Origin of the sequence: Arenimonas terrae, assembly GCF_006265115.1 — a bacterium.
In the GTDB taxonomy this organism is placed as follows: domain Bacteria; phylum Pseudomonadota; class Gammaproteobacteria; order Xanthomonadales; family Xanthomonadaceae; genus Arenimonas; species Arenimonas terrae.
Map to the genome: position 1 here is coordinate 1 of NZ_SMDR01000001.1, position 24,360 is coordinate 24,360.

23 protein-coding genes are annotated in these 24,360 nt (G+C 68.8%); 10 read left to right on the top strand and 13 right to left on the bottom strand.

The genetic code is table 11. From position 1 onward, the window contains the following. Nucleotides 1-4,439: 4,439 nt before the first annotated feature. The 9 genes from E1B00_RS15490 to E1B00_RS00045 all read right to left on the bottom strand — a co-directional run bounded on the left by E1B00_RS15490 (nucleotide 4,440) and on the right by E1B00_RS00045 (nucleotide 11,998). Nucleotides 4,440-4,604 (bottom strand): hypothetical protein, encoded by a 165-nt coding sequence (locus E1B00_RS15490; protein ID WP_176693067.1) that lies wholly within the window; start codon nucleotides 4,602-4,604, stop codon nucleotides 4,440-4,442. 13 nt (nucleotides 4,605-4,617) lie between these two features. Continuing rightward, a complete protein-coding gene (locus E1B00_RS00010) occupies nucleotides 4,618-5,247 on the bottom strand; it encodes an HAD family hydrolase (RefSeq protein ID WP_139444621.1) in 630 nt (209 codons plus the stop codon). Continuing rightward, nucleotides 5,237-5,479, bottom strand: a complete 243-nt coding sequence (locus tag E1B00_RS00015; RefSeq protein WP_139444622.1) for a hypothetical protein — start codon at nucleotides 5,477-5,479, stop codon at nucleotides 5,237-5,239. Before E1B00_RS00015 ends, E1B00_RS00010 begins: the two co-directional genes overlap by 11 nt. A 37-nt stretch (nucleotides 5,480-5,516) precedes the next feature. Beyond that, complete coding sequence (locus E1B00_RS00020) at nucleotides 5,517-7,319, bottom strand: DUF885 domain-containing protein (protein WP_246048440.1); 1,803 nt, start codon at nucleotides 7,317-7,319, stop codon at nucleotides 5,517-5,519. Between the two features lie 94 nt (nucleotides 7,320-7,413). Next, nucleotides 7,414-7,671, bottom strand: coding sequence for a hypothetical protein (locus E1B00_RS00025; protein ID WP_139444624.1), 258 nt, complete (start codon nucleotides 7,669-7,671; stop codon nucleotides 7,414-7,416). Nucleotides 7,672-7,691: 20 nt separating this feature from the next. Then, entirely contained in the window at nucleotides 7,692-8,456 is a 765-nt protein-coding gene (locus E1B00_RS00030) for a queuosine precursor transporter (protein ID WP_139444625.1), read from the bottom strand. Next, nucleotides 8,453-9,103: a DUF502 domain-containing protein gene (locus tag E1B00_RS00035; RefSeq protein ID WP_139444626.1), complete on the bottom strand. Its 651-nt coding sequence runs from the start codon at nucleotides 9,101-9,103 to the stop codon at nucleotides 8,453-8,455. The genes E1B00_RS00030 and E1B00_RS00035 overlap by 4 nt, the downstream gene beginning before the upstream one ends. Before the next feature lie 18 nt (nucleotides 9,104-9,121). Then, nucleotides 9,122-11,407, bottom strand: coding sequence for a bifunctional serine/threonine-protein kinase/formylglycine-generating enzyme family protein (locus E1B00_RS00040; RefSeq protein ID WP_176693068.1), 2,286 nt, complete (start codon nucleotides 11,405-11,407; stop codon nucleotides 9,122-9,124). Nucleotides 11,408-11,533: 126 nt separating this feature from the next. Further along, a complete protein-coding gene (locus E1B00_RS00045; protein ID WP_139444628.1) occupies nucleotides 11,534-11,998 on the bottom strand; it encodes a DUF4442 domain-containing protein in 465 nt (154 codons plus the stop codon). Nucleotides 11,999-12,044: 46 nt separating this feature from the next. On the opposite strand from E1B00_RS00045, the gene E1B00_RS00050 reads away from it, so the two are divergent. After that, nucleotides 12,045-12,929, top strand: coding sequence for a DUF3667 domain-containing protein (locus E1B00_RS00050; protein WP_139444629.1), 885 nt, complete (start codon nucleotides 12,045-12,047; stop codon nucleotides 12,927-12,929). Between the two features lies 1 nt (nucleotide 12,930). Here E1B00_RS00050 and trxA read toward each other — a convergent pair whose 3' ends face one another. After that, nucleotides 12,931-13,797 carry a thioredoxin gene (gene trxA, locus E1B00_RS00055; protein ID WP_139444630.1) on the bottom strand — a complete coding sequence of 289 codons (867 nt, stop codon included), beginning with the start codon at nucleotides 13,795-13,797 and terminating at the stop codon, nucleotides 12,931-12,933. Nucleotides 13,798-13,936: 139 nt separating this feature from the next. On the opposite strand from trxA, the gene E1B00_RS00060 reads away from it, so the two are divergent. Both E1B00_RS00060 and E1B00_RS00065 read left to right on the top strand, forming a co-directional pair. Further along, nucleotides 13,937-14,563 carry a hypothetical protein gene (locus E1B00_RS00060; protein WP_139444631.1) on the top strand — a complete coding sequence of 209 codons (627 nt, stop codon included), beginning with the start codon at nucleotides 13,937-13,939 and terminating at the stop codon, nucleotides 14,561-14,563. Then, nucleotides 14,560-14,772 (top strand): helix-turn-helix transcriptional regulator, encoded by a 213-nt coding sequence (locus E1B00_RS00065; protein ID WP_139444632.1) that lies wholly within the window; start codon nucleotides 14,560-14,562, stop codon nucleotides 14,770-14,772. Before E1B00_RS00060 ends, E1B00_RS00065 begins: the two co-directional genes overlap by 4 nt. A gap of 21 nt (nucleotides 14,773-14,793) precedes the next feature. On the opposite strand, the gene E1B00_RS00070 is transcribed toward E1B00_RS00065, so the two are convergent. The 3 genes from E1B00_RS00070 to E1B00_RS00080 form a co-directional block, all read right to left on the bottom strand. Further along, entirely contained in the window at nucleotides 14,794-15,591 is a 798-nt protein-coding gene (locus E1B00_RS00070) for an ABC transporter permease (protein WP_139444633.1), read from the bottom strand. Further along, nucleotides 15,588-16,505 (bottom strand): ABC transporter ATP-binding protein, encoded by a 918-nt coding sequence (locus E1B00_RS00075; protein WP_139444634.1) that lies wholly within the window; start codon nucleotides 16,503-16,505, stop codon nucleotides 15,588-15,590. Before E1B00_RS00075 ends, E1B00_RS00070 begins: the two co-directional genes overlap by 4 nt. An 84-nt stretch (nucleotides 16,506-16,589) precedes the next feature. Beyond that, complete coding sequence (locus E1B00_RS00080) at nucleotides 16,590-17,888, bottom strand: metal-dependent hydrolase family protein (protein WP_139444635.1); 1,299 nt, start codon at nucleotides 17,886-17,888, stop codon at nucleotides 16,590-16,592. 114 nt (nucleotides 17,889-18,002) lie between these two features. Here E1B00_RS00080 and leuS point away from each other — a divergent pair, with 114 nt between their 5' ends. The 7 genes from leuS (at nucleotide 18,003) to E1B00_RS00115 (ending at nucleotide 24,349) form a co-directional block, all read left to right on the top strand. Further along, nucleotides 18,003-20,621, top strand: a complete 2,619-nt coding sequence (gene leuS / locus E1B00_RS00085; protein WP_139444636.1) for a leucine--tRNA ligase — start codon at nucleotides 18,003-18,005, stop codon at nucleotides 20,619-20,621. Between the two features lie 13 nt (nucleotides 20,622-20,634). Then, nucleotides 20,635-21,126 (top strand): LPS-assembly lipoprotein LptE, encoded by a 492-nt coding sequence (locus E1B00_RS00090; protein WP_139444637.1) that lies wholly within the window; start codon nucleotides 20,635-20,637, stop codon nucleotides 21,124-21,126. Next, entirely contained in the window at nucleotides 21,126-22,172 is a 1,047-nt protein-coding gene (gene holA / locus E1B00_RS00095) for a DNA polymerase III subunit delta (RefSeq protein WP_139444638.1), read from the top strand. Before E1B00_RS00090 ends, holA begins: the two co-directional genes overlap by 1 nt. Continuing rightward, the gene (nadD, locus tag E1B00_RS00100; RefSeq protein WP_139444639.1) at nucleotides 22,169-22,828 is read left to right on the top strand and encodes a nicotinate-nucleotide adenylyltransferase; all 660 of its coding nucleotides are present in this window, start codon (nucleotides 22,169-22,171) and stop codon (nucleotides 22,826-22,828) included. The genes holA and nadD overlap by 4 nt, the downstream gene beginning before the upstream one ends. Before the next feature lie 30 nt (nucleotides 22,829-22,858). Then, nucleotides 22,859-23,248, top strand: coding sequence for a ribosome silencing factor (gene rsfS / locus E1B00_RS00105; RefSeq protein WP_139444640.1), 390 nt, complete (start codon nucleotides 22,859-22,861; stop codon nucleotides 23,246-23,248). Beyond that, nucleotides 23,245-23,715: a 23S rRNA (pseudouridine(1915)-N(3))-methyltransferase RlmH gene (rlmH, locus tag E1B00_RS00110; protein WP_139444641.1), complete on the top strand. Its 471-nt coding sequence runs from the start codon at nucleotides 23,245-23,247 to the stop codon at nucleotides 23,713-23,715. Before rsfS ends, rlmH begins: the two co-directional genes overlap by 4 nt. A gap of 64 nt (nucleotides 23,716-23,779) precedes the next feature. Further along, nucleotides 23,780-24,349, top strand: coding sequence for a Maf family protein (locus E1B00_RS00115; RefSeq protein ID WP_139444642.1), 570 nt, complete (start codon nucleotides 23,780-23,782; stop codon nucleotides 24,347-24,349). Nucleotides 24,350-24,360: the final 11 nt, after the last annotated feature.

Here is a 24,360-nt window from a genome sequence, read left to right on the forward strand (position 1 = left end):
CGACCACACGCGAAATGGCTGGAAGCGGGCGACCAAGACCCGCACTGGAACTTCCCGAAGCCAGAGACGACATCGGCCCGCGAACGGGCCGAAGCAACTGAAGCGGATGAAGGCCTAACGCCTAAGTTAAGCCGCGCCGAAGGCGTCGGCTTGAATGATTAGTTAGGCGCATTGCTGGTGCGCCGGATTACGATGAGTGCGACCGCGAGCGCGACAAGGATCGTTAAGCAAACGATCTCTATTCCGATGCCGAAGCCTATGTACGCTGCATCAGTCCTCAGCCGCCACGAGGGAGACAGGCTAAACGGATGGATGAAGAAGCTAAGTATTTTGTCGCCGGCCCCCGGAACATTGATCTCTATCCGGCAGTTCGGCCAAAAGTGAAGCGCGTATGCGATGGAGCCTCCCGCGAACGAGAATGCTTGTGGGATCAGCGTTGCAGCTGCTAGCACCATTCCAAGTACGGGCCGGAAGAACCAAATGACGCCGGCTGCGCACATCGTGAGGGCTATGACTCCGGCAATCGGCCCCAATCCTTGATCGAAGTCGAAGGAACTCAACGCGATTATTAAGTTTGAGACCCCGCAAGCCCAGACTCCCCCGAGGAAGAACAACGTGGCCAGTACTCGGTGAGCGTTGCGATGTCGCATTTGAGCCTAACGCCTAAGCTAAGCGGCGCCGGCCGCGGCAGTCATTTGTGCCAGATAGACGGACCGGCGTCCGCTTGAGCACGTGGTTAGGCCAACGCTAAGCCGCGGGCTGCATGGTTGCAAGCGCGTGGAGGTAGTGGCCCCGGGGCCAGCGGCACCGGACGCTGACGGCAGGCCGCCCTAGGAAGTGGGATTGCGCTGGAGCCGAACCGGCCGCCGAGGCCGAGATGCGCTTGATGGAGCGGCCGGGCCGGCAAGGACTGCTCTGATGCTGAGCAGGAACAGAAATGCGGAGCGCCGCTTGAACGCAGAAGGCCGAGCTGTTGAAGGCCTAACGCCTGAGTTAAGCCGCGCCGAAGGCGTCGGCTTGAATAAACTGTTAGGCCTCACAGCCGAAAGCCCTGGCTGCGCTTGCAAGCGCCTCAAGGCTAAGCTGCGATGCCGATAAAAAGGTAGCAGCCGGTACGCTAGTTGTGCCAGTTTCTTTGCCGCCCCAATATTCCAGACTACTGGAAGTGCACTGGGGGCAATGGATAGAAGCTGTCAGTTGCTGGCCAGCTATTGGATCAGCGAACGATGCGATTAGCCGCCAGAATCCGCCTGGCGAACAGGAAGTAGCCACGGTCTTTAGGCGCTGTGCAAAGTCACTAAAGCCATCCGCAGTGGCGTAATTCTTGCCGTCAGCGGTGAATAACACCACTTCTCCGTATGCAAAGTCGCCGAGGCTTGGGTGGCTAAATGTGTTGCCACAGTCTGCGCACTTTGCTTCGAGTAACGCAATTTCTCGCATGAGGCCTAACGCCTAAGTTAAGCCGCGCCGAAGGCGTCGGCTTGAATGTTTAGTTAGGCGGCTAGCTACAGCGCCACCCAGTACTCTGACGCCGAATCAAGCGAATTCATCCGACCCGGCGTCCTCGCCCTCATCGCTAGACGGATCGGGCGTACAGCAAATGCAGTCTGGATCATCAAATATTACTTCAGGTTCGGCTGGCGGCGGGGGCACTGTTCTAGCCGGGGCGCCACTGCACCCGACCATAGCCACCAGCAAAACTGGGAGGCCAAAATAGAAACAAACTGGTCGCGTGCGGCGGATTGTCATGAAGCCTAACGCCTTAGTTAAGCCGCGCCGTAGGCGTCGGCTTGAATGATTAGTTAGCGGCTACCGAGTATGCCGCGTAAGCGGCAACCGCAATTCCCAATGCTGCTGGCAGAGCCCCCGCGAAAAGCAGGGCATGGTCCACTCTTGGCATGGACTTGAGGTTACCCCAGCTCTCGGTTACTGCGACCAGTGCCGAAACGAGAGAGACGAAAGCAGACGCACCGGCGCCAAATGCGCCGTAAAGAGCAACTTGACGAGGCCCGAGAGCAGCGGACAAGGCCAGGACGAGGATGACGCTAACCGCCAGGAGTAGCGGCCCAGTCATCAACCAAGCCTTTTGAGTGCGACTGAACCCCATTGGCAGCTAACGCCTAAGTTAAGCCGCGTCGCGGAGCGACGTCGGCTTGAATGATTAGTTAGGCCGCGCCTCCAGCCCCGTAGGGCCGGAAGCCCGGCGTGCCTGCGTAGCGCTTGGTAAAGGCAAGCCACGTCTCGTACCAAAAGCGCTTTGCAATCTCTGGCCTGCACAGTAGCTCGCGCTTGCCATCTGCAACAAGAAACACGGTGTCAGCCTCAACTTCCAACACGACACGAGCGCGATAAGCGTTGTTTCGCAGGTCGCGCTCGTACCAAATTTCACGCTCCTCAGAGTATGTAGCCATGAGTCTCTTGGACTGCTTCTTAGCGGCCTAACGCCCTAGTTAAGCCGCGCCGAAGGCGTCGGCTTGAATGATTGGTTAGGCGGCAACCTTCCCATTACGCAGACGGAACCGCCGTTACCCACGGAACAGTGGCTTCGAACTCTAGCTGGACCAACGGCTGCCCCTCAAACGCCTCCGGAACTTGGGACAAGCGGGAGGTGAACCCGATGCTCGTCATGCCTGGGTAGGGCTCAGGGTCGAGGTTGTGGGCGGTTTCGCTGACTTGGCGCCACGCGTCCGCGCCACCCTCAAGGTGGCCGATGAAGTGAAACCAGCCCTGCGTTGGCATGGGCTCGCCGCTGCTGCCGTAGTGACACAGCTCTGCCGGCTTGCCTGGATCGATTCCGAGCTCCCTGAGCAAATGCAGGAACGGCCGAGAGAACGCTGCCTCGCCTGCGGCCCGAAAATTGGCGCAGTCCGTGCACTCACAGGCAATCGTTTGTGCCTCCGCATAAAGTTTCCGCGTTGCCTCCGGATCAAAGCGAATGCTCCAACGCCCAATTTGCGCAGAATGCTCCATTGCCGCCTAACGCCCTAGTTAAGCCGCGCCGAAGGCGTCGGCTTGAATGTTTGGTTAGGCCCCGAACCGCTGCACCACAGACCGGCAGGCCCGAAGCGCTTGCGGTGTTGCCCAAGAAATAGCTGACTGAATCTCAGGCTCGATGCGCGCAAGAGCTTCTTGCGCCCAGTGAAGCCGAACTGACCCCACAGGGAGCGCATCAGTCTCGGAGGAAATTACGGCGAAGGTAACAAAATCTGGGTCACGCTCGTCAATCTCCGCTTCGCGGCGAAGTGCCGCCAAAGAATGGCAAGCCTCTAAAACTGGCACGTCTCCAGAGATGACGCCGGCCGCGATCTCGGCGGCCCTGCGACGGACCGACAGAACATACTCTTCGTGAGTGATGCCTTCTGCCATTGGAGCCTAACGCCTAAGCTAAGCGGCGCCGGCCGCGGCAGTCATTTGTGCCAGATAGACGGACCGGCGTCCGCTTGAGCACGTGGTTAGGCCAACGCTAAGCCGCGGGCTGCGTGGTTGCAAGCGCGTGGAGGCTGTGGCCCGGGGCAAGGCGCACCGGACGCCAACGCCGAGCCACCCTGGACAATGGATTGGTGCCGAGACCGATCCGGCCGGCGAGGCCGAGGTGCGCTTGAAGGTTGGCCCGGGCCGGCAAGGATTGCTCTGACGCTTGGCCGGAGCAGAGATGCCGAGAGCTGCTTGAACGGAGAAGGCCGTGCTGTTTAAGGCCTAACGCCCTAGTTAAGCCGCGCCGAAGGCGTCGGCTTGAATGATTGGTTAGGGCCCGGCCGACAGATGACATGAGTTTTTAGCGCCACTACCGCACCGCACCCGATTGACCAAAGCCCAAGGTCTATCGCTACTAGAAGAAGCACCAAGCCGGGGATGACGCCGATAGCAATAGCAGAAACCCAAGAGGCTCGGCCATGGGAAAGCAGCCAAGCGTAAAGCGGTGCGCCGAAGGCTGCGACGGGAATGCAGCCGATTGCCATGGTGTATGCAAAAACCACGAGAGCGACGCCAATAGAGCTAGAAGGGTCACTTTGAATGGCTGCCTGAACTGCAAAGAGAACTGCTAGCGCAGCAGCGACTGCGAGAAGCGAAAAAGTTGCCACTGCCTCTGTTTTCGCTAGGTGCTTTAGAAACGTCATGAGGGACCTAACGCCTATTAGGCCTCGAAAGTGAGGCATATCACCGTATGGTTCTCCTGTTCGGGCGGGGGCGTCAAGCGGAAATCCGTTCCGGCGCCAATGCCTTGCGCCACCTCCGTCCGGGGGGCGGTCGCCGGCGCATTCGGCGTTATGGAGCGCAGGCGAGGGATATCTGGTTATTGGAGCGGGGGCGAGGGGTTTGCTTGCCTCACAAACGGCCGGCAGGTTGTTGAGCCGGAACGAAATCGTGCGGGTCGAATGGGTCGCGCGGCGGGCGTGTTGTTCATCCGGCGTAGTTTCCCGGCGCCGTCGGGGCAGCCGCTACCAGTACGCGAACGTCACCACGATCACGGCGACCAGCAGCAACACCAGGAGGCCGCGCATCACCGCGCCGGCGATCCGCACCCACCGGTGGCGCCGCGTGGCCCGGTGGGCGGCGGCGTCCAGTGCAGCGGTGGCGATCAGGTCGACGAAATCGTCGGGCATGCGTGCCTCCAGCTCAGGGGGCGGGTCCGGTCAGTTCCCGCCCACGATAGTGGCGGTGGTGGGCGAGGGCCAGCAAGTCGAGGTCCTCGACGGTGTCGCCGTAGGCGTGCACGCAGTGGAAGGCCGACAGGTCGTAGCGGGCCAGCACGCGGGCGGGCTTGTCCGCGCGCACGCACTGCGGCCCCTGGTAGCGGCCGGTCAGGTGGCGGCCGTCGTGCGCCAGGGAGGAGCAGATCACGTCCACGCCGTGCTGCCGGCCCCAGGGCTCCAGGTACACGTCGAAGGCGCCCGAGACCACCACCACGGTGTCGCCGCGGGCCTGGTGCCAGCGCAGGCGGGCCATGGCCTCGGGGCGCAGCACGCCCGGCAGCACGTCGGCGGCGAAGGCCTCGCCGTGGCGGCGGTAGTCGGCCAGCGGCAGACCGGCCATGCCCACGCGCACGATGGCGGCCCGCACCACGGTGCCGGGCACCCAGCCCAGGCGGTAGCCCACGATCAGTGGCGCCAGCAGCATCGTGCCCAGCCATCGCCGCGGTCGCGGGATGGCGCGCCGGAAGAAGTCGGGCAGCATCTCGCGGGTGGTCAGCGTGCCGTCGAAATCGAAGAGGGCGAGGTCGCGGCGGTGCGGGGCGTCAGTGGACATCGCGGCGTGGCACGATCTTGACCCCGTGCGGAACTTCCCAGGCCACGAACGGCGCCAGGGTCCACTGCCACTTCGAGACATGGCTGCAGCCGCCGCATTCCAGCAGGGCCCAGTCGCGGTCGTAGGCCAGGGCCAGGCTGTCGGGGTCGTGCACCATCTCGCGCCCGCAGGCCGGGCAGGCGAGGGCGATGTCCAGGTCGGACAGCGCCCAGTCTTCGTCGTCTGCCGTCATCCCGGCCTGCCGCGATTTTGACCGGCGGTTCGGCACATCACTTGCGCGAGGCGATCCAGCGATCGACCTTGGCCTCGAGCACGGCCAGCGGCACCGAGCCGTCCTGCAGCACTTCGGCGTGGAAGCCGCGGATGTCGAACTTGTCGCCCAGTTCGGCCTCGGCGCGGGCGCGCAGTTCCTTGATCTTGAGCTCGCCGATCTTGTACGCCAGCGCCTGGCCGGCGATGGCGATGTAGCGCTCGGTCTCGGCCACGGCCTCGGTGTCGCTGGTGGCCGAGTTGGCCTTCATGTAGTCGATCACCTGTTCGCGGGTCCAGCCCTTGCTGTGCAGGCCGGTGTCCACCACCAGGCGGATCGCGCGCCACATCTCGGCCTGCAGGCGGCCGAAATACTGGTAGGGGTCGGTGTAGACGCCCAGTTCCTTGCCCAGCGATTCGGCGTACAGGCCCCAGCCTTCGGCGAAGGCGGTCTCGCCGCCGAAGCGGCGGAACTTCGGCAGGTCGCCCAGCTCCTGCTGCAGCGCGATCTGGAAGTGGTGGCCCGGGATCGCTTCATGCAGGAACAGGCTTTCGCTGTCCCAGCGCTTTCGGGTCGGCAGGTCGTAGGTGTTGACGTAGAAGATGCCCGGGCGCGTGCCGTCCTCGCTGGGGCGCATGTAGCTGCCGCCGGCGGCCGACTGCGCGCGGAAGGGTTCGACCGGGCGGATCTCGAACGGCGCCTTGGGCTTGAGCGAGAACAGCTCGTCCACGCGCGCGTTGATCTTGGCTTCCAGGGCGCGGTAGGCGGTCAGCAGCTCGTCCTCGCTGCCGAACTCGAACTGCTTGTCCTTGGTCACGAACTCGAAGAACTCGGCGCGCGTGCCCTTGAAGCCGGTCTGCTGCATCACGCCGTCCATCTCGGCGTGGATGCGCGCCACTTCGGCCAGGCCGATGTCGTGGATCTGCGCCGGCGTCAGGTCGGTGGTGGTGAACTGCTTGGCGCGGAACGCGTACCAGGCCTCGCCGTCGGGCAGGGCGCTCAGCGACACGGTGTCGCGGCTGGCCGGCAGGTATTCGTCGTTCACGAAGGTGCGCAGGTCGCGGTAGGCCGGCATCAGCTGGTCGGCGATCAGGGCGCGGTAGGCTTCGGTCAGGCGGGTCTTGTCGGCGTCGCTGAAGTCGGCGGGCAGGTTGGCGATCGGCTGCCAGAACAGCGTGTCTTCCGGCTTGTCCTTCACCAGCGCGTCGATCTGCGGGATCACCTTCACCATCAGCACCTTCGGCTGCACCACGCCCGCGGCCATGCCTTCGCGCATGTTGGCCTGCATGGTCGCCAGCAGCTGCGGCACGCCGGCGGCGCGCTTGAGCCAGTTGTCGTAGTCCTGCACGGTCTTGAAGGGCTGGGCGCTGGTGCCCGAGCCGAGCTGGGCGATCGTACCGGTGAGGTTGGTGAACTGGTTGAGCGGGATCTGCCAGCCCGGGAAACGCTCGCCGTCGATTTCGAACTGCAGGTCGCGCACGAAGATCTCGTAGCTCAGCAGGTCCTGGCCGCTCAGGCCCTCGCTGCCGATCGCCTGGGCCTTGGCCAGCCATTCGCGGTTGAAGGCCTCGCCCTTGGCGCGGTACTCGGCGCTGAAGAAGTCCGGCATCTGGTCGTTGTAGCGCGCGTCGCCGACGAAGGTGGCCTGCAGCGGATTGAGCTTGAGCGAGGCTTCCCAGAAGTCCGCGTACAGCGCGTTCAACTGCGCGGCGCGTTCGGCCGGCTGCACGGTGGGCGCGGCTTCGGCGACGGGCGCTTCGGCGGCGGGTTGGCAGGCGGCCAGCGCGAGGGCCAGGGCGAGGGCGAGCGGACGCAGGGTCATGGTGGGTTCCGGGCGGCGTGGGGAAGGGCGCAGCATCGCCGCTGCGGCGTCGCACCGCCTAGGCCATAGGTCACGATTGCGCCGAAAGCGCGCCTCAGACGAGCCCGAAGGCGAAGAACCAGACCACCCCGTGCACCATCGCGCTGCCGATGCCCAGCAGCAGGAAAATCAGCCCCGTGCCGCGGTTTTCTTCGTCGGACATCGCGACTTCGCCGCCCAGGATGCTGGACAGGACGAACAGGATCGGCGGCCCCCACATCCACGGGTTGTCCCAGGACAATGCGCGCGTCATGAACAGCAGCGCGAGCAGCGCCCAGCCGGAGAGCAACGAACCCAGGGCGAGCACCGGCATTCAGGCGCTCCGTCGAAGGGTCACTGCCGCGCCGCGCTGGCGCGCAGCTGCCCGGCCTGGTCGCGGCCAAGGAAACCGGTGATCGCGCGGCGCACGACGTACAGCAGCGGGATCAGCGCGATCGCCGCCGCCATCTTGTAGGCGTAGTTGAGCGTGCCCACGGCCAGGAACAGGTCCATGCCCCACTGCTGCGGGCCGAGCACGAAGGCGATGTAGAGCACGATGAAGCTGTCCACCAGCTGCGACACCGCGGTCGAGCCGGTGGCGCGCAGCCACACCATCTTCTCGCCGGTCGCGCGGCGGATGCGGTGGAACACACTGACATCGATCAGCTGGCCGAGCAGGAAGGCCGTCAGCGAACCGCCGATCGTCCACATGCCCTGGCCGAACACCGCGGCGAAGGCCTTCTGGTAATCCGGAACGCCCTGGTCGGCCGCCACGCCCACCCACCAGCTGGCGGGCGCCAGGCCGATGGCCAGGTAGGCGAACACGAAGCCGTACACGATCACGCCCACCGCCAGCCAGCTGATGAAGCGCACGCCGCGCTTGCCGTAGAACTCGTTGATGACGTCGGTCATCACGAACACGATCGGCCACAGCAGGGTGCCGGCGGTGAAGTTCAGCGAGCCGGTCTGGCCGAACAGGTTCCACTCGAAGGGCGACAGGCCCAGGGTGTCCTCGAGCGCGAAGATCTTCACGCCGATCAGTTCCGCCAGCAGGGCATTGCCGACGAAGAACACCGCCAGCACCAGGAACAGCCGGCTGGCGCGCTCCTGCCCGGTCACGCGCGCGGCTCCGGGCGTTCGAAGGGCATGGTGTCGGGGCTGACGGCGCCGCCGGAGATGATGAAGGTCATGGCCTCGTCCACGGTCCAGTCGGTCGGGGTGAGTTTGTCCACGGGCACGATCTCCAGGTAGCCCGAGGTCGGGTTGGGCGTGGTCGGCACGTACACCGCGGCCAGCTCGCGGCCGGTGCCCTGTTCGCGCACGATGCGGGTGACGAAGCCCACGCACTTCATGTCGCGGTGCGGGAAGTCGATCAGCACCACGCGCTGGGTGCCGTCGGGTTTGGTCTGCAGCAGGTCGAGCAGTTTGCGCGCGCTGCCGTACACGGTCTTCATCAGCGGGATGCGCTGGATCAGGCCCTCGAACCAGGCGAGCAGGCGCTGGCCGACCACGCGCCGCGCCAGCGCGCCAACCGCGACAATCACCAGCACGGTGCCGGCGACCGCGAAGGCCGACTGCGCCCAGGGGTCGTCCATCCAGCCCAGCATCTCGGGGTGCGCGGCGGCAAGGTTGGCCGAGATCGGCCCGACCCAGGGCTGGCTGATGTCCGACAGCAGGGCCAGCACGAACTTGAAGACGATCCAGACCAGCCAGATCGGCAGCAGGGTCAGCAGGCCGGTGAAAAAATAGGCGCGGAGTCTTCGCATGCGCCGATTGTAGGGCAACTAGCGCGCGCCCAGTTCCTCGGCGCTGACCGCGCGCACCAGGCGGAAGCCGATGTCGTCGAAGCCGGTGTCGGCGTCGAAATCGTCCACGTGCGTGGCCGGCGTGCGGGCCGTGTCGCGCCAGCCCAGGCCGGCGGCCAAACGCCGTCCGCAGCCGCGGGCACCGCAGTCCGACAGCCACTCGCGGGCGTTGCCGCGCAGGCCGTTGAGCCCGGTCGGGCTGGCCGGTCCCTGCGAGGCCGCGGCCGTGCCTTCGCTGCCGCAGCTGATGCGGCCGTCGCGGCAGGCGTTGCCGCTGGCGCGGTAGTCGGCCAGCTGGCGCCATTCGCTGGTGGTGGGCAGGCGGTAGTCCTGGCCGGTGCGGCGGCTGAGCCACTGCGCGTAGGCGCGGGCGTCGTCGTAGCTGACGCAGACGGCGGGGTGGTTGCCGCCCTGATTGAAGCCGGGATCGTCCCAGGTGCGCTTCTTGAGCGTGATCGGCGCGAGGCGGTTGCGGCAGCGCGCCGCCGGGCGGCCGCTGCCGGAGGCGAAGGCGGCGTATTCGCTGCGGGTGACTTCGTTGCGCATCGCCGCCAGGCCGGCGCGTTCGCCGCGCGGCAGGCCGACCAGGACCATCGCGACGCCGTTGTCCTTGAGCGCGTCGCCGGGCTTGGGCAGTTCGATCGCCTGCGACCAGGCCGGTTCGAGCTGGTCGGAGGGAACCTCGAGCGCCGTCGCCAGCGCCTTGGTGCGGGCGACGCTGACGCCGTCGACCTTCTTCAGCCCGTCCTGCAGCCGGGCCAGCAGGGCCGGCGTCAAGCCTTCGCGCAGCGCGATCCAGGGCTTGCCCTGGCCGCGCTCCATCTCGGCCACGAAAGGCGCGATGCGGGCGTAGGTTTCCTGCGCTTCCTCGTCCTTGCCGGCGTTCACCGCCTCGAGCACCTTGGGCGCGTAGTAGGCGATCACTTCGTCCGAAAGGCGGTACAGCGCCGGTTCGCGCGGCGCCAGGCCGCGGGCGGCGCGCAGCGATTCCATGGCGTTGTCGCCGGCGGGCAGGCTCAGGCGGTTGCGGTCGATCTGGCGGCGCGCGGCGGCCAGTTCGCGGGCGCCGGCACGGGTGGGGTCGTAGTCGAGCGCGAACACGGCGACTTCGGCGCTGACGTTGGCGAAGGGCGACGTGGCGGCTTCCGGCGGTGCCTGCGCCGCCTGGGCCAGGGCGGCGTCCACCGGCGCCGGCGCGGGGGCCGGTTCGGCCGTCGGGGCCGCCGGCTCGGCCGCGGGCGCGGCGTCTTCGACGGTGAAGAAGTCGGTTTCCGGCGCGGTGTCGGGTTCGCGCTGCAGCCAGGCGATGGCGGCGAGCGCGATCAGCACGCCGGCCAGGGCGCCGGCCGCGGGTTTCCAGTAGCGCTGCGCGGCGTCGCGCAGCTTGGCCGGGTCGATCTTCGGCTCCGGCGGCTTGCCGGCGGCGATCTGGTTGAGCGCACCCAGCATCTGCTGGGCGTTGCGGTAGCGGTTGTCGGGCGACTTGGCCATCGCCCGGTCGAGGAAGGGCTGCCAGTGCTTCTTGTCGGCCGGCAGGCGCGGTACCGGGTCCTGGGCGTGCATCAGCGCCAGGGCCAGCGGGTCGGCGGCCTGGTAGGGCAGGCGGCCCATCAGCAGTTCGTAGGCCAGCACGCCGACGCTGTAGAGGTCGGCGCGGCCGTCCACCACTTCGCCGCGGGCCTGTTCGGGCGCCATGTAGCCGCCGCTGCCGACCGCAAGGCCGGCGGTGGTGATGCGGGTCTGGTCGCGCTTGGACAGGGCGATGCCGAAGTCGGTGAGCAGCGGCCGGTCGGCGTTGTCGAACAGGACGTTCTCGGCCTTCACGTCGCGGTGCACGATGCCGCGCGCGTGCGCGTATTCCAGCGCCGACAGCAGCGAACGCAGCACTTCGACGATGCGGTGCTCGTCGTGGGTGAAGTCGCGCTGGCCCAGGTGGCCCTTGGCCAGGTAGGGCAGCACGTAATACAGCAGGCCCTGGCGCGTGCGTCCGACCTCGTGGATGCCGACGATGCAGGGGTGCTCGAGTTTCGCGATCGTGCGCGCCTCGTGTTCGAAGCGCTGCTTGGAGATTTCGTCGGTCAGCGCCGCCGGCGACATGACCTTGACCGCGACCTGGCGGTCCAGCGACTCCTGCACGCCCAGGTAGACCTGGGACATGCCGCCCTTGCCGATCCGGCGCAGCACCCGGTAGCCCGGGATCTCCGGCATGTAGCTGGAGAGCAGCGCGGTCAGTTCGTCAGGGGAAAGTTCTTCTTCCTGCTGCATGGCGCGGGGGTCGGGCGGACGGGGGGTCGGGACGGCCAGCATACGGCAGCCGGCCGGGCTGGCAAGCCATTTGTGAATATGTGAAGCGGGTCACATTCCAGGGGGCCGGGCGCCACCCGGGGCGGCTCAGGCGGGGCCGGCGGGGCGGTCGCGCTTGCGCCTCACGTACAGCTGCTTGCGGACCCGGGCGACGACCTCGCCCTCGGCGTTGCGGACGTCCACCTCGAACCAGCGCAGCACCTTCTCGCCGCCGGCGGCGGCGCCGCGGACCTCGTCCACCACTGCGTCGTCGAGCCGGAACTCGGCCACCACGGTGCCCTTGCCCGGCTTGAGGAACTGGATCTCGCCGGCCTGGTCCCAGACCAGGTAGTCCGGGCCGAGGCGCCGCAGCATCAGGATCATCCAGAACGGGTCGGTCATCGAGAACAGGCTGCCGCCGAAATGGGTGCCGACATAGTTGCGGTTGTACCAGCGCATGCGCAGCTCGACCCGCGCGTAGCGGAAGTCGTCGCTGATCTGCGTGACGCGGATGCCCGCGAACAGGAAGGGCGGCCAGAAACTGAAGACGCGGCGGAGACGGGAGGCTTTCATGCGGATGCGCGCTGGGCTCTAATCGGGGCAGGGTAAGGGGACATCGATGGCCGAAGCCTGCGGCAATTGTGGCGAAATCCTGCGCGGTGCGTACTGCCACGGTTGCGGGCAGAAGCGTCTGGTCGACGGCGACCGCCGCCTGGGCCACCTGCTGGGCCAGCTGTTCGCCGCGGCCACCGACCTGGACGGGCGGTTCTGGCGCAGCCTGCGGGCGCTGCTGTTCCAGCCCGGCCGGCTCTCGCGCGATTACCTCGACGGCCGCCGTCGGCACTGGCTGGCGCCGATGACGCTGTTCCTGCTGGCGAACGTGCTGTATTTCCTTTCGCCCGGCACGCTGACCGATTTCAACCTGCCGCTGGCCGACCAGATGTCGCAGGTGCACAGCCGAATCACCAATCCCTGGGTGATGCAGCGCATCGCCGAGCGCGACCGCGCCCTGCAGGCGCGCCGTGCCGCCCTGCCCGAAGCGCGTCGTTCCGCTGCGCCCGCGCGCTACACGATGGCCGACTACGCCCGCGACTACGGTGCGCAGGCAGGCAATGTCGGCAAGGCGCTGATCATCGTGCACATCCCATTCGTGGCCGCGGGTCTGGCGTTGATGTTCCGGCGCCGGCGGTTGTACTTCGCCGAGCACGCGGTGGTGGCCACGCACCTGTTCACCTTCACCCTGTTCTACATCCAGCTGGTGCTGCTGCCGCTGGGTTGGCTGCTGGACAAGATTGGGCGTGTCGACGGCGCGCTGGCGACCGGGCTGGTGCTGGCGACCCTGGCCCTGATGGGCCTGCACTACGAGCGGGCGGTGCGCCGGGTCTATGCGCCGGCGCGCTGGGTGTCGCTGCTGGCGCCCTTCGTGCTGATCACGGTGATGATGCTGGGCAACCTCTACCTGTACCGCACGCTGCAGTTCCTGCTGACCTTCTGGCTGACCTAGCTCAGAACAGCACCGAGGCCATCTTGCGGCGGTAGGCACCGACCAGGTCTTCGTCCTCGATCACGCGGAAAGCGTCGATCAGGGCCTTGCGCGGCAGGCCCTCGGCGAAGCCGCGGTCGCGGCGCAGCATTTCCAGGAACTGTTCGAGCCCGGCCTGGGACTCGCCTTCGACGATCGCGCGCGCGCCCAGAAGATGGCGCGCGCGCAGGTCGCCCGGATCGGCGGCGATCGCGGCCTGCAGCACTTCCGCCGGCGGCGCGTCCTTGAGCAGGGCGGCGAAGCCCAGGCGCGCGCGGCCGCGCAGGGCGCGGTCGTCCTGGGCGAGGTTGGCGGGCAGGGCATCGAGCAGTTTTTCCGCCTCGGCGACCGCGCCGGTCTTGAGCAGGGCCAGGGCCAGGTCGAGCTTGAGTTCGTCCTGCTCCGGCTCGGCGTGCACGGCGGCGCGCAGGCGCACGACTTCCTCGTGCGGATCCAGCGGCGCGGCTTCGGCCGGCGCGGCCTCTTCGACGGCTTCGCGCGGCACCACGCCGTGGTGGGCCAGGAACTGGCGCAGCTGGCCCTCGGGCAGGGCGCCCGGGAACCCGTCGACGATTTGCCCGTCCTTGACCAGCATCACCGTCGGCACCGACTTGATCTGGAAGTAGCCGGCGAGCTGCTGTTCCTTGTCCACGTCGACCTTGGCCAGCAGGAAACCGCCGTTGAACTCGGCCGCCAGCTTTTCCAGGATCGGGCCGAGCGTCTTGCAGGGCCCGCACCAGGTCGCCCAGAAGTCCACCAGCACCGGCACCTCCTTCGACTTGAGCAGGACGTCCTGCTCGAAGGCGGGCAGGCTGGCGTCGAAGACATGGGCGGGCGCGGCGGCATTCATGACGGGGGTATCCGGAAAGGGGCGGCAGACCCGGCAGATGGTGCCAGCCGGGCGCGCAAACAAGCCAATGTAATGTTTGCTTGACATTTCCCGATGAGAATGTAATCTGCACCGGACATCAAGTCAGGTGGAGAAGACCATGCGGTGGCCGAAATGGGGTTTGGCGGGAGTGGTGGTGCTGGCGGGCGTGGCGTTCTGGCTGCTGCTGGCCGGCCCGAAAGAGGTCTTCGGCGTGGACCCGGGCGGTTTCGGTTTCGGGCTGCTGGTGCTGGTGGCCTGGGCCGCCGTGCACGGCATTTCCGCGGCGCCGCGCACCGAACTGGACGAGGCGGTGTCGCCGGGTGAGTGGCGGGCCTGGATCGGCGTCGGTTTCACCCTCGGGGTGATGGCCTACCTGCTGGCCAAGGCCGACGTGATCGCCGGCGCCGGGGACCTGCGCGACGTCGGCAGGATCGGCCGCAACATCGTGCTGCTGCTGATCACCTGGGCGGTGGTCGGGCAGGTGCTGCAGTGGCGCTGGAAGGGCAAGGTGCTCGAGGACGAGCGCGACCGCGAGATCGAGGTGCGCGCCGCCGGCTGGGCCCGCTGCGCCCTGGTTTTCTGCGTGATCGGCATCGCCGTCACCCTGGGGCTGACGCCGGCCGCGCACCTGGCCTGGGCGACGCCGATCATGCTGGCGCACCTGCTGGTGTTCGCCCTGGTCTGGCACAGCCTGGTCGAATACGCCGTCACCGCGCTGTCGTACTGGCGGGACCGCCGGCCGTGACCGCCACGCCGATCGTCAACCACATCCGCCGCCTGCGCTTCGAGCACGGCGAGATGACCCAGGAAGCGCTGGCCAGGCAGGCCGGCGTGACCCGCCAGACCATCATCGCGCTCGAAGCCGGCAAGTACGCGCCCTCGCTGGAGCTGGCCTTCCGCATCGCCCGGGCCTTCGGCGCGGGCGTGGAGGACGTGTTCCAGTGGCCGGCCTGAGGCGGGCGCCGCGGCCGCGGATCAGTCGTGGTCGCTGCGGCGGAATTCCCACAGGCCGGCCAGGGTCACCAGCACGGCCGCGATCGCGCTGAAGGCCAGGATGCGGCCGACGTCGCTGCCTTCGCCCATCGTCTGCACCGGCAGCGACCACGGATACCAGCTGCCGTAGCGCGGCGACTGGCCGATCAGGAAACCCATCACGGTCGCGCCCATGCCGGTGCCGCAGGCCACGGCGAAACTGCGCCAGCGCAGCGCGATCCAGGTGTGCAGGGCGACCACCAGCAGCGAGGCCAGCAGGCCCTTGGCCGCGACGGCGAGCAGCAGCGGCCACGGCGCCGCGCCGGCCAGGCCCAGCCCGGGTTTGCACAGCATCAGCACGGCGCCGGCCACCGGGATCAGGACCACGACCACGGCCTGCGCCGCGGCCAGCAGGCCGAACAGGGCGATCAGTTTGGCGAGGTAGTGCACCTCGCGCGGCAGCGGCAGCGCCAGCAGGCGCCGCCACTGGTTGCCGCCGTGTTCGAGCTGGGCCAGCAGGGCCGCTTCCAGGGTCACGAACAGCGGCAGCATCAGGAAGGACCACAGCGCCAGCACGCCCATCGACAGCCGCGTCCAGGCCTGCTCGGGCGGCAGCGGCCGGCCCAGCTCGGAAAACACCAGCTGCAGCACCACCACCGCCACCACCAGCGCCGGCGCCACCACGCACATCCACAGCGCCAGGGTGCCGCGCAGCTTCAGGCGTTCGGCGTGCAGGGTGCGCCACAGCGCGACCGGGAACGGCGGTGTCGCCGGCGCGCCGGCCGGACCGGCGCCGCTCATGCGGCCTGCTCCACGGCGTCGTCGCCGGTCAGGGCGAAGAACAGCGATTCCAGCGTCACGTCTTCGTGCGCCAGGTGGCGGATGCCGATGCCCTGGCCGACCAGCCGGCGGTTGATTTCTTCGGCCGGCAGCGTCGAGGCCAGGCGCAGGGTGTCGTCGCTGGCGAACGCGGCCTGTTCGCCCATCTCCAGCAGCAGCTGCCGGGCGCGCGCCGGCTGGTCGCAGCGCAGCAGCAGCTGCGGCCGCGCGCGTTCGCGCAGCTGGGCCAGCGTGCCCTGGAAACGCAGGCGCCCGGCGGTGAGCACGCCGACGTGGGTGGCGACCTGTTCGACCTCGGCCAGCTGGTGGCTCGACACCAGCACGGTGATGCCGTCGCGGCGCGCGAACTCGCGCAGCATGCGTCGCAGGTCCTGCAGGCCGGCCGGGTCCAGGCCGTTGCCCGGTTCGTCCAGCACCAGCAGTTTCGGCCGCGGCAGCAGGGCCAGGGCGATGCCCAGGCGCTGGCGCATGCCCAGCGAGTAGTCGCGCACGCGCCGGTGCGCGGCGTCGGCCAGGTCCACGCGCGCCAGCACCTCGATGATGCGTTCCACCGGCAGGGCCAGCAGGCGCCGGGCGATCTCCAGGTTCTCCCAGCCGCTCAGGTGCGGATAGAGCGAGGGCGACTCCACCAGCGCGCCGACCTCGGCGAGCGCGGCGCGCCGGTCGCGGCGCAGCGTTTGGCCCAGCAGCAGGATCTCGCCGCGGTCGGGCTGGATCAGGTCCAACAGCAGGCGGATGGTCGTGGTCTTGCCGGCGCCGTTGGGGCCGAGGAAGCCGTAGATGCTGCCGGCCGGCACCGCCAGCGCGACGTCGCGGATGCCGTGCCCGCCGGCGAACTGGCGGGTGAGGGCCGTGGTCTGGATCGCGAGGGTCATGGCGGGCCGGGAGCGGAAGGAGCGGGCAGCCTGCCGGCCGCGGCCGCCGGCTGCCGCGTGCCGGTGGTGCCGGTGCCTTTGGGCCTAGTCGGGCTGGCGCACGATCACGCCGTCCTTCATCACGAAGTCCACGCGCTTCACGGCCTTGATGTCGCTCAGCGGATCGCCGGGCATCGCCACCACGTCGGCGCGGAAACCCGGCGCCAGCTGGCCGATGTCGGCCACGCCCAGCACCTGGGCGGCGTTCACGGTGGCGGTCTGCAGCGCCCGCGCCGGCGGCAGGCCGGCCTCGACCATGAACAGGAACTCGTCGGCGTTGTCGCCGTGCAGGCTCACGCCGGCGTCGGTGCCGAAGCCGATCTTCACACCCGCGCGCCAGGCCTGGGCGAAGGTGTCCTGGATCAGGGCGCCGATGCGCGCGGCCTTGGGCCGCACCACCGCCGGGTAATAGCCGTCGATCTTGGCCTTCTCGGCGACGAAGCGGCCAGCCGAGATGGTCGGCACGTACCAGGTGCCGTGTTTTTTCATCAGGGCGAAGATCTCGTCGTCCATGTAGGTGCCGTGTTCGATCGAGTCCACGCCGCCCAGGATCGCCCGGCGGATGCCTTCCTTGCCATGCGCGTGCGCGGCGACGCGGTAGCCGTAGTCGTGGGCGGTCTGCACCACGGCCGCGACCTCGTCGACGGTGAACTGCGGCGCGTCGCCGCTGCGGGCATAGCTGAGCACGCCGCCGGTGGCGGTGATCTTGATCACGTCGGCGCCGTCCTTGTAGCGCTGGCGCACCGCCTGTCGGGCCTCGTCCGGGCTGTTGACCACGCCCTCGGACGGGCCGGGCGTGCCGATCGCGTCGGCCAGCAGGTGGCTCAGGCCATTGGTCGGGTCGCCGTGGCCGCCGGTGGTGGCGATGCCCTTGCCGGCGGCGTAGATGCGCGGACCCGGCACCAGGCCCTGGTTGATCGCGTCGCGCAGGGCCAGGGTGGTCTCGCCGCCGAGGTCGCGCACGGTGGTGAAACCGGCGTCGAGCGTCTTGCGGGCGTAACCGACCGAGCGCAGCACGGTGAACTCGGGGTTGAGACGGAACCCTTCGGAATAGGCCTGCGGGTTGGATTCGCCACGCAGGTGCACGTGCAGGTCGATCCAGCCCGGGCTGCAGGTGTGGCCCTTGAGGTCCACCGACCGGGCGCCGTCCACGGCTCCGTGCCCGGCGCGGATCTCGCGCACCTTGCCCTCGGCCACCACCACGGTCTGCTCGGACAGGCTGCGCCCCGCGGCTGCGTCGAACAGCTGGCCGCAGTGCAGGGCCAGGGTCTCGGCCCGGGCGGCGGCGGGCAGGGCGAGTGCGAGGGCGAGCGAGGTCAGTCCGAGGCAGCGGGTCGGTTGCATGGGTGGGTCTCCGGGGCGAAGGCCCGATCATAACCATCCCCCGCGCCCGCCGTGGGAGCCAAGCCCGGCCCCGATTTGTTACGCTGGCGGCCTGTTTTTTCCTGTCCCAACCCCATGTCCGACATCCAAGACCCCAACGCCTACGATCCGAAGGCGGTGGAAACCGCCGCGCAGTCCCATTGGCAGGCCACCGGCGCATTCCGGGTGACCGAAGACACCTCGCGCCCGAAGTACTACTGCCTCTCGATGCTGCCCTATCCCTCGGGCGCGCTGCACATGGGCCACGTGCGCAACTACACCATCGGCGACGTGATCAGCCGGCATCGGCGCATGAAGGGCTACAACGTGCTGCAGCCGATGGGCTGGGACGCCTTCGGCCTGCCGGCCGAAAACGCCGCGATCAAGAACCAGACCGCGCCGGCGAAGTGGACCTACAGGAACATCGAGCACATGCGCGCCCAGCTGCAGCGCCTGGGCTTCGCCTACGACTGGAGCCGCGAGTTCGCCACCTGCACGCCGGAGTACTACCGGTGGGAGCAGCTGATGTTCACGCGCCTGATGAAGAAGGGCCTGGTCTACCGCAAGAACTCGGTAGTGAACTGGGATCCGGTGGACCACACCGTGCTCGCCAACGAGCAGGTGATCGACGGCCGCGGCTGGCGTTCCGGCGCGCTGGTGGAAAAGCGCGAGATCCCGCAGTGGTTCCTCAAGATCACCGACTACGCGCAGGAGCTGCTCGACGGCCTGGACACGCTGTCGGGCTGGCCCGAGGCGGTCAAGACCATGCAGCGCAACTGGATCGGCCGCAGCGAAGGCCTCGAGATCAGCTTCGCGATGGAAGCGCTGGCCGAGCCGCTGACCGTGTTCACCACGCGCCCCGACACGCTGATGGGCGTGACCTACGTCGCCGTCGCCGCCGAACACCCGGTGGCGCTGTGGGCGGCGTCGGGCAACGCCGAGGTCAAGGCCTTCGTCGACGACTGCCGCCGCGGCGGCGTCTCCGAAGCCGAGCTCGAGACGCAGGAGAAGCGCGGCATCTTCACCGGCCTGTACGCCATCCACCCGGTGTCGGGCGAGAAGGTGCCGGTGTGGGTCGCCAACTTCGTGCTGATGGGCTACGGCACCGGTGCGGTGATGGCCGTGCCCGGCCACGACCAGCGCGACTTCGAGTTCGCGCACAAGTACGGCCTGCCGATCAAGCAGGTGATCGCGATGGAAGGCGAGACCTACGACGCGGCGGCCTGGCAGGACTGGTACGGCGACAAGGCCGACCCGCGCCTGCGCGTGGTCAACTCCGGCGCCATCGACAACCTCGGCTACCAGGCGGCGTTCGACGCGCTGGCCGAGCAGCTCGCCGCCAGGCACCAGGGCCAGCGCCGGGTGAACTTCCGTCTGCGCGACTGGGGTGTCAGCCGCCAGCGCTACTGGGGCTGCCCGATCCCGGTGGTTTACTGCGAAAAATGCGGCGCGCTGCCGGTGCCCGAGGACCAGCTGCCGGTGGTGTTGCCCGAGGACGTCGCCTTCACCGGCGTGGCCTCGCCGATCAAGGCCGACCCGCAATGGCGCAAGACCACCTGCCCGCACTGCGGCGGCGCGGCCGAACGCGAGACCGACACCTTCGACACCTTCATGGAGTCGAGCTGGTATTACGCGCGCTACACCTCGCCGGGCGCCAACGACCTGGTGGATGAGCGTGCGAACTACTGGCTGCCGGTCGACCAGTACATCGGCGGCATCGAGCACGCGATCATGCACCTGATGTATTTCCGCTTCTATCACAAGCTCATGCGCGACGCGGGGCTGGTGAAGACGGACGAACCGGCCACGAATCTCCTGTGCCAGGGCATGGTGGTCGCCGACACCTTCTACCGCGAGAACCCGGGCGCGCCCAACGACTGGTTCAACCCCGCCGACGTGGACGTGGTGCGCGACGCCAAGGGCCACGCCACCGGTGCGGTGCTGCGCGCCGATGGCAAGCCGGTGCACATCGGCGGCACCGAGAAGATGGCGAAGTCGAAGAACAACGGCGTCGACCCGCAGACCATGGTGGACAAGTACGGCGCCGACACCGTGCGCCTGTTCTCGATGTTCGCCGCGCCGCCGGACCAGAGCCTGGAATGGAACGAGGCCGGCGTCGAAGGCATGGCGCGCTTCCTGCGCCGGCTGTGGGCGCAGGTGCACCGGCACGTGGCGGCAGGCAAGGCGCCGGCGCTGGACGTGGCCACGCTCGACGCGGCGCAGAAGGCCCTGCGCCGGCAGCTGCACGAGACCATCCAGAAGGTCGGCGACGACTACGCGCGCCGCCACACCTTCAATACCGCCATCGCCGCGGTGATGGAGCTGATGAACGCGATCTCGAAGTTCGACGACCACGGCGACCAGGGCCGCGCCCTGCGCCAGGAGTGCTTCGAGGCGGTCACGCTGCTGCTCAATCCGATCACCCCGCACACCTCGCACGCGCTCTGGCAGCTGCTGGGCCATCCGGAGGCCACGCTGGAGGACCAGCGTTTCCCCGAGGCCGACCCCGCCGCCCTGGTCCGCGAGGCGGCCGTGCTGGCGGTCCAGGTCAACGGCAAGCTGCGCGCGACCATCGAGGTTTCGGTCAATGCCGGCAAGGAAACCATCGAAGCGCTGGCCTTGGCGGAGCCGAACGTGCAAAAGTTCATGGAAGGCATGTCGGTGCGCAAGGTCATCGTGGTGCCGGGCAAGATCGTCAACATCGTCGCGGGGTGATCGGGTGAATAGGATGTCTCGTGTACTGCTCCTGGCTTGCCTGGTCCTGGCCCTCGGGGCCTGCGGCTTCCATCCGCGCGGCACCCTGGTGCTGGCCGAGGACCTGGGGCCGGTGAAGGTCCAGACCGCCGATCCCTACAGCACCCTGGCCCAGGGCCTCTCGGTGGCCCTGACCCGCGCCGGCGTGCAGGCCGCGGTCGAGGGCCAGCCTTCGGCCACGCTGCGGGTGCGCTCGGAACGGCTGTCCACGCGGCCGCTGACCGTGGACCGTCGCGCCCTGGTGCGCGAGTACGAGACGCTCTACCGCGTGCGCTTCGACCTGATCGGCGCCGACGGCAAGCGCCGCCTGCCCGAACAGACCATCGAGCTCACCCGCGAATTCACCTACGACGCCTTCGCCCAGGCCGGCAGCCCGGCCGAGCAGCGGCTGATCGAGGACGAGCTGCGCCGCGACATGCAGGCGGCGATCCTGCGTCGCCTGGACGCGGTGCTGCGCGCGAAATAATGGAGCTGCGCCCCGACCGCCTGGAGCGCCAGCTCGCCGGCGAACCGCTGCGCCCGGTCTACCTGGTCGCGGGCGCCGAACCGCTGCTGGTGCAGGAGGCCGCGGACGCGATCCGCGCCCGGGCCCGCGAAGAGGGCTATACCGAACGCGAGGTCTACGACGTCGACGCCCGCTTCGACTGGAACACGCTCACCCAGGGCATCGCTTCGCTGAGCCTGTTCGCCACCCGCCGCTTGTTCGACCTGCGCCTGCCCACCGGCAAGCCCGGCAAGGACGGCAGCGAGGCCCTGCGCGAATTCTGCGAGATGTCGCCGCCCGACACCGTGCTGCTGATCACCGCCCAGGACTGGAGCAAATCGCACGCCGGCAAGTGGAGCGAGGCGATCGCCAGGGCCGGGCACCTGGTGCCGGTGTATCCGCTCAAGACCCACGAGCTGGGCGAGTGGCTGCTGCGCCGCCTGCGCAGCCGTGGCCTGGTCGCCACGCCCGACGCCGTGCGCCGCCTGGCCGACCGCGTCGAGGGCAACCTGCTGGCCGCGGCCCAGGAAGTGGACAAGCTGGCCCTGCTGGTCGGCGGCGGCGCCCGTGGGCCGTCGGCCGAGGCGATCGACGTCGAGCAGATGGAGCGCCTGGTCGCCGATTCCTCGCGTTTCGACGTGTTCAAGCTGGTCGACGCGGCCCTGGCCGGCGAGCCGGTGCGCGCGGTGCGCATGCTGGCGGCGCTGCGCGGCGAGGGCGAGCAGGTCGCCGGACTGATGCCGATGGTCGCCCGCGAAGTGCTGTCGCTGTGCGGCCTGGCCCGCGCCGCGGAATCGGGCAACGTGATGAGCGCGATGCGCGACGCGCGCATCTGGGAAAGCAAGCAGGCGATCTACCGGCGCGCGCTGGAGCGGCACCCGGCCTCGCGCTGGGAAAGTTTCGCCGCCGAATGCGGCCGCATCGACCGCGCCGCCAAGGGCCGCGGAGACGGCGATCCCTGGCTGCTGCTCGAACGCCTGCTGGTGGCGATTGCCGAGGCGCGCGGACGCAAGCTGCTGGCGTCATGAGCCTGACGCTGCTCTACGGCGGCACCTTCGACCCGGTCCACGCCGGCCACCTCGCGGTGGCGCGGGCGGCGCGCGCGGCGCTGGGCGCCGACGTGGCCTTCCTGCCCGCCGCCGACCCGCCGCACCGGCCGCCCCCGGGCGCCTCCGCGCTGCAGCGGGCCCGCATGCTCGACCTGGCCATCACCGGCGAACCGGGCCTCCGGGTCGACCGGCGCGAGCTGGAGCGAGCCGGCCCGTCCTACACGGTCGAGACCCTGCGCGGGCTGCGCGCACAAATCGGTCCGGACGCGCCCCTGGCCTGGCTGGTCGGGGCCGACGCCTTCCGCGGCCTGCCGACCTGGCACGACTGGTCCGAACTGCTGGCGCTGGCCCATTTTGTCGTCGCGGTGCGGCCGGGCCACGACCTCGAGGCGCTGCCGCCCGACCTCGAGGCCGCCTGCGCCGGGCGCTGGACCGAGGACCCGGCCGCCCTTCGCGCCGCGCCGGCCGGCGCGCTGTTCAGGCTCGACATGCCCCTGCACCCGGCCTCGGCCACCGAGCTGCGCCAGCGCCTGCGGGACGGGCAGGGCGACGGCGGCTGGCTGGCGCCGGCGGTAAGGGATTACATCGCGGTGCGCAGTCTTTACGCGGGCCAGGGCCGTCCCGGCGGCGTATAATCCGGGCCGTCTTTCCCGCCGAGCACCCCGTTGACCACCCAAGCCCACGTCATCAAGACCCAGATGCCCGACCCGGCCCCCTCGCCGGAGGCGATCCTCAAGCAGGTCCATCTGGCCCTCGAGGAGATGAAAGCCAAGGACGCGGTCGAGATCGACGTGCGCGGCAAGACCAGCATCGCCGACTACCTGGTGGTGGTGTCCGGCACCTCGACCCGCCACGTGAAGTCGGTCGCCGACGAAGTGGTGCGCTTCGCCAAGAAGTGCGGCGTGATGCCGCTGGGCGTGGAAGGCGAGCGCGAGGCCGAGTGGGTGCTGGTGGACCTGGGCGACGTGATCGTGCACGTGATGCTGCCGCGCGTGCGCGAGTTCTACGCGCTCGAGCGCCTCTGGACCGTCGGCGACCAGCCGCCGGAAGAGTGAAGGCACGGCTCATCGCCGTCGGCGAACGCGCGCCCGACTGGGTCGCCGCCGGGTTTTCCGAATACCAGAAGCGCCTCTCGCACTGGCTGCCGCTGGAGCTGGTCGAAGTCGCGCCCGGCCTGCGCGGCAAGGGCCGCGACGCCGCCCGCGCCATGTCCGACGAAGGCGCGCGCGTGCTGGCCGCGGTGCCGCGCAATCCGCACGTGGTCAGCCTGGACGGGCGCGGCAAGCCGTACTCGTCCGAACAGCTCGCGCAGCGCCTGGAGCACTGGCGCCAGCAGGGCCGCGACCTCGCCTTCCTGATCGGCGGCCCCGAGGGGCACGCACCGGAAGTGATCGCCGCGGCCCATGAAAGCTGGTCGCTCGGACCGCTGACCCTGCCGCACATGCTGGTGCGCCTGGTGCTGGCCGAACAGCTCTACCGCGCCGCCAGCCTGCTCGCCAACCACCCCTACCACCGGGCCTGAATCCCCGGGGGTCCGGCAGCCGCGCCGGGTGCCGGGATTCAGCCGCAACGGCTATGCTTGGCCGATGCTCTATCTCGCCTCGCAATCGCCCCGACGCCGTGACCTTCTGGGACAACTCGGCCTGTCCTTCGGCCTGCTGGACGTGGACGTGCCGGAACAGCGCCTGCCCGGCGAACCGCCGGAAACCTACGTCAGCCGCGTCGCCCGCGAGAAGGCCGGCGCCGGCCTGCTGGCGGTGGTCGCCAATCCCAGTGCCGTGGTGCTCGGCGCCGACACCGAAGTGGTGCTGGACGACGAGGTGTTCGGCAAACCGGCGGACGCCGACGACGCCACCCGCATGCTGATGCGGCTTTCGGGGCGCACCCACCGCGTGCTGTCGACGGTGTGGCTGGTCAGCGCCGGCCGCGAACTGCACGCCACCAGCGTGTCCGAGGTGAGCTTCGAACCGCTGACCGACGCGCGCGTCGCCGCCTATCTCGCCACCGGCGAGTGGTCCGGCAAGGCCGGCGCCTATGCCATCCAGGGCCGCGCCGGCGCCTTCGTTTCCCATCTCTCCGGCAGCTTCACCGGCGTGATGGGCCTGCCGCTGCACGAGACCGCCCGCCTGCTGCGCGGGTTCGGCCTGCTCGACTGACCGGGGAAGCG

Bases quoted from the DNA above. Each gene is read 5' to 3' on its own strand.
- E1B00_RS15490 (WP_176693067.1), bottom strand. From the start codon at position 4,604: ATGCCCGACGATTTCGTCGACCTGATCGCCACCGCTGCACTGGACGCC.
- E1B00_RS00010 (WP_139444621.1), bottom strand. From the start codon at position 5,247: ATGTCCACTGACGCCCCGCACCGCCGCGACCTCGCCCTCTTCGATTTC.
- E1B00_RS00015 (WP_139444622.1), bottom strand. From the start codon at position 5,479: ATGACGGCAGACGACGAAGACTGGGCGCTGTCCGACCTGGACATCGCC.
- E1B00_RS00020 (WP_246048440.1), bottom strand. From the start codon at position 7,319: ATGACCCTGCGTCCGCTCGCCCTCGCCCTGGCCCTCGCGCTGGCCGCC.
- E1B00_RS00025 (WP_139444624.1), bottom strand. From the start codon at position 7,671: ATGCCGGTGCTCGCCCTGGGTTCGTTGCTCTCCGGCTGGGCGCTGCTC.
- E1B00_RS00035 (WP_139444626.1), bottom strand. From the start codon at position 9,103: ATGCGAAGACTCCGCGCCTATTTTTTCACCGGCCTGCTGACCCTGCTG.
- E1B00_RS00040 (WP_176693068.1), bottom strand. From the start codon at position 11,407: ATGCAGCAGGAAGAAGAACTTTCCCCTGACGAACTGACCGCGCTGCTC.
- E1B00_RS00045 (WP_139444628.1), bottom strand. From the start codon at position 11,998: ATGAAAGCCTCCCGTCTCCGCCGCGTCTTCAGTTTCTGGCCGCCCTTC.
- E1B00_RS00050 (WP_139444629.1), top strand. From the start codon at position 12,045: ATGGCCGAAGCCTGCGGCAATTGTGGCGAAATCCTGCGCGGTGCGTAC.
- trxA (WP_139444630.1), bottom strand. From the start codon at position 13,797: ATGAATGCCGCCGCGCCCGCCCATGTCTTCGACGCCAGCCTGCCCGCC.
- E1B00_RS00060 (WP_139444631.1), top strand. From the start codon at position 13,937: ATGCGGTGGCCGAAATGGGGTTTGGCGGGAGTGGTGGTGCTGGCGGGC.
- E1B00_RS00070 (WP_139444633.1), bottom strand. From the start codon at position 15,591: ATGAGCGGCGCCGGTCCGGCCGGCGCGCCGGCGACACCGCCGTTCCCG.
- E1B00_RS00075 (WP_139444634.1), bottom strand. From the start codon at position 16,505: ATGACCCTCGCGATCCAGACCACGGCCCTCACCCGCCAGTTCGCCGGC.
- E1B00_RS00080 (WP_139444635.1), bottom strand. From the start codon at position 17,888: ATGCAACCGACCCGCTGCCTCGGACTGACCTCGCTCGCCCTCGCACTC.
- leuS (WP_139444636.1), top strand. From the start codon at position 18,003: ATGTCCGACATCCAAGACCCCAACGCCTACGATCCGAAGGCGGTGGAA.
- E1B00_RS00090 (WP_139444637.1), top strand. From the start codon at position 20,635: ATGTCTCGTGTACTGCTCCTGGCTTGCCTGGTCCTGGCCCTCGGGGCC.
- holA (WP_139444638.1), top strand. From the start codon at position 21,126: ATGGAGCTGCGCCCCGACCGCCTGGAGCGCCAGCTCGCCGGCGAACCG.
- nadD (WP_139444639.1), top strand. From the start codon at position 22,169: ATGAGCCTGACGCTGCTCTACGGCGGCACCTTCGACCCGGTCCACGCC.
- E1B00_RS00115 (WP_139444642.1), top strand. From the start codon at position 23,780: ATGCTCTATCTCGCCTCGCAATCGCCCCGACGCCGTGACCTTCTGGGA.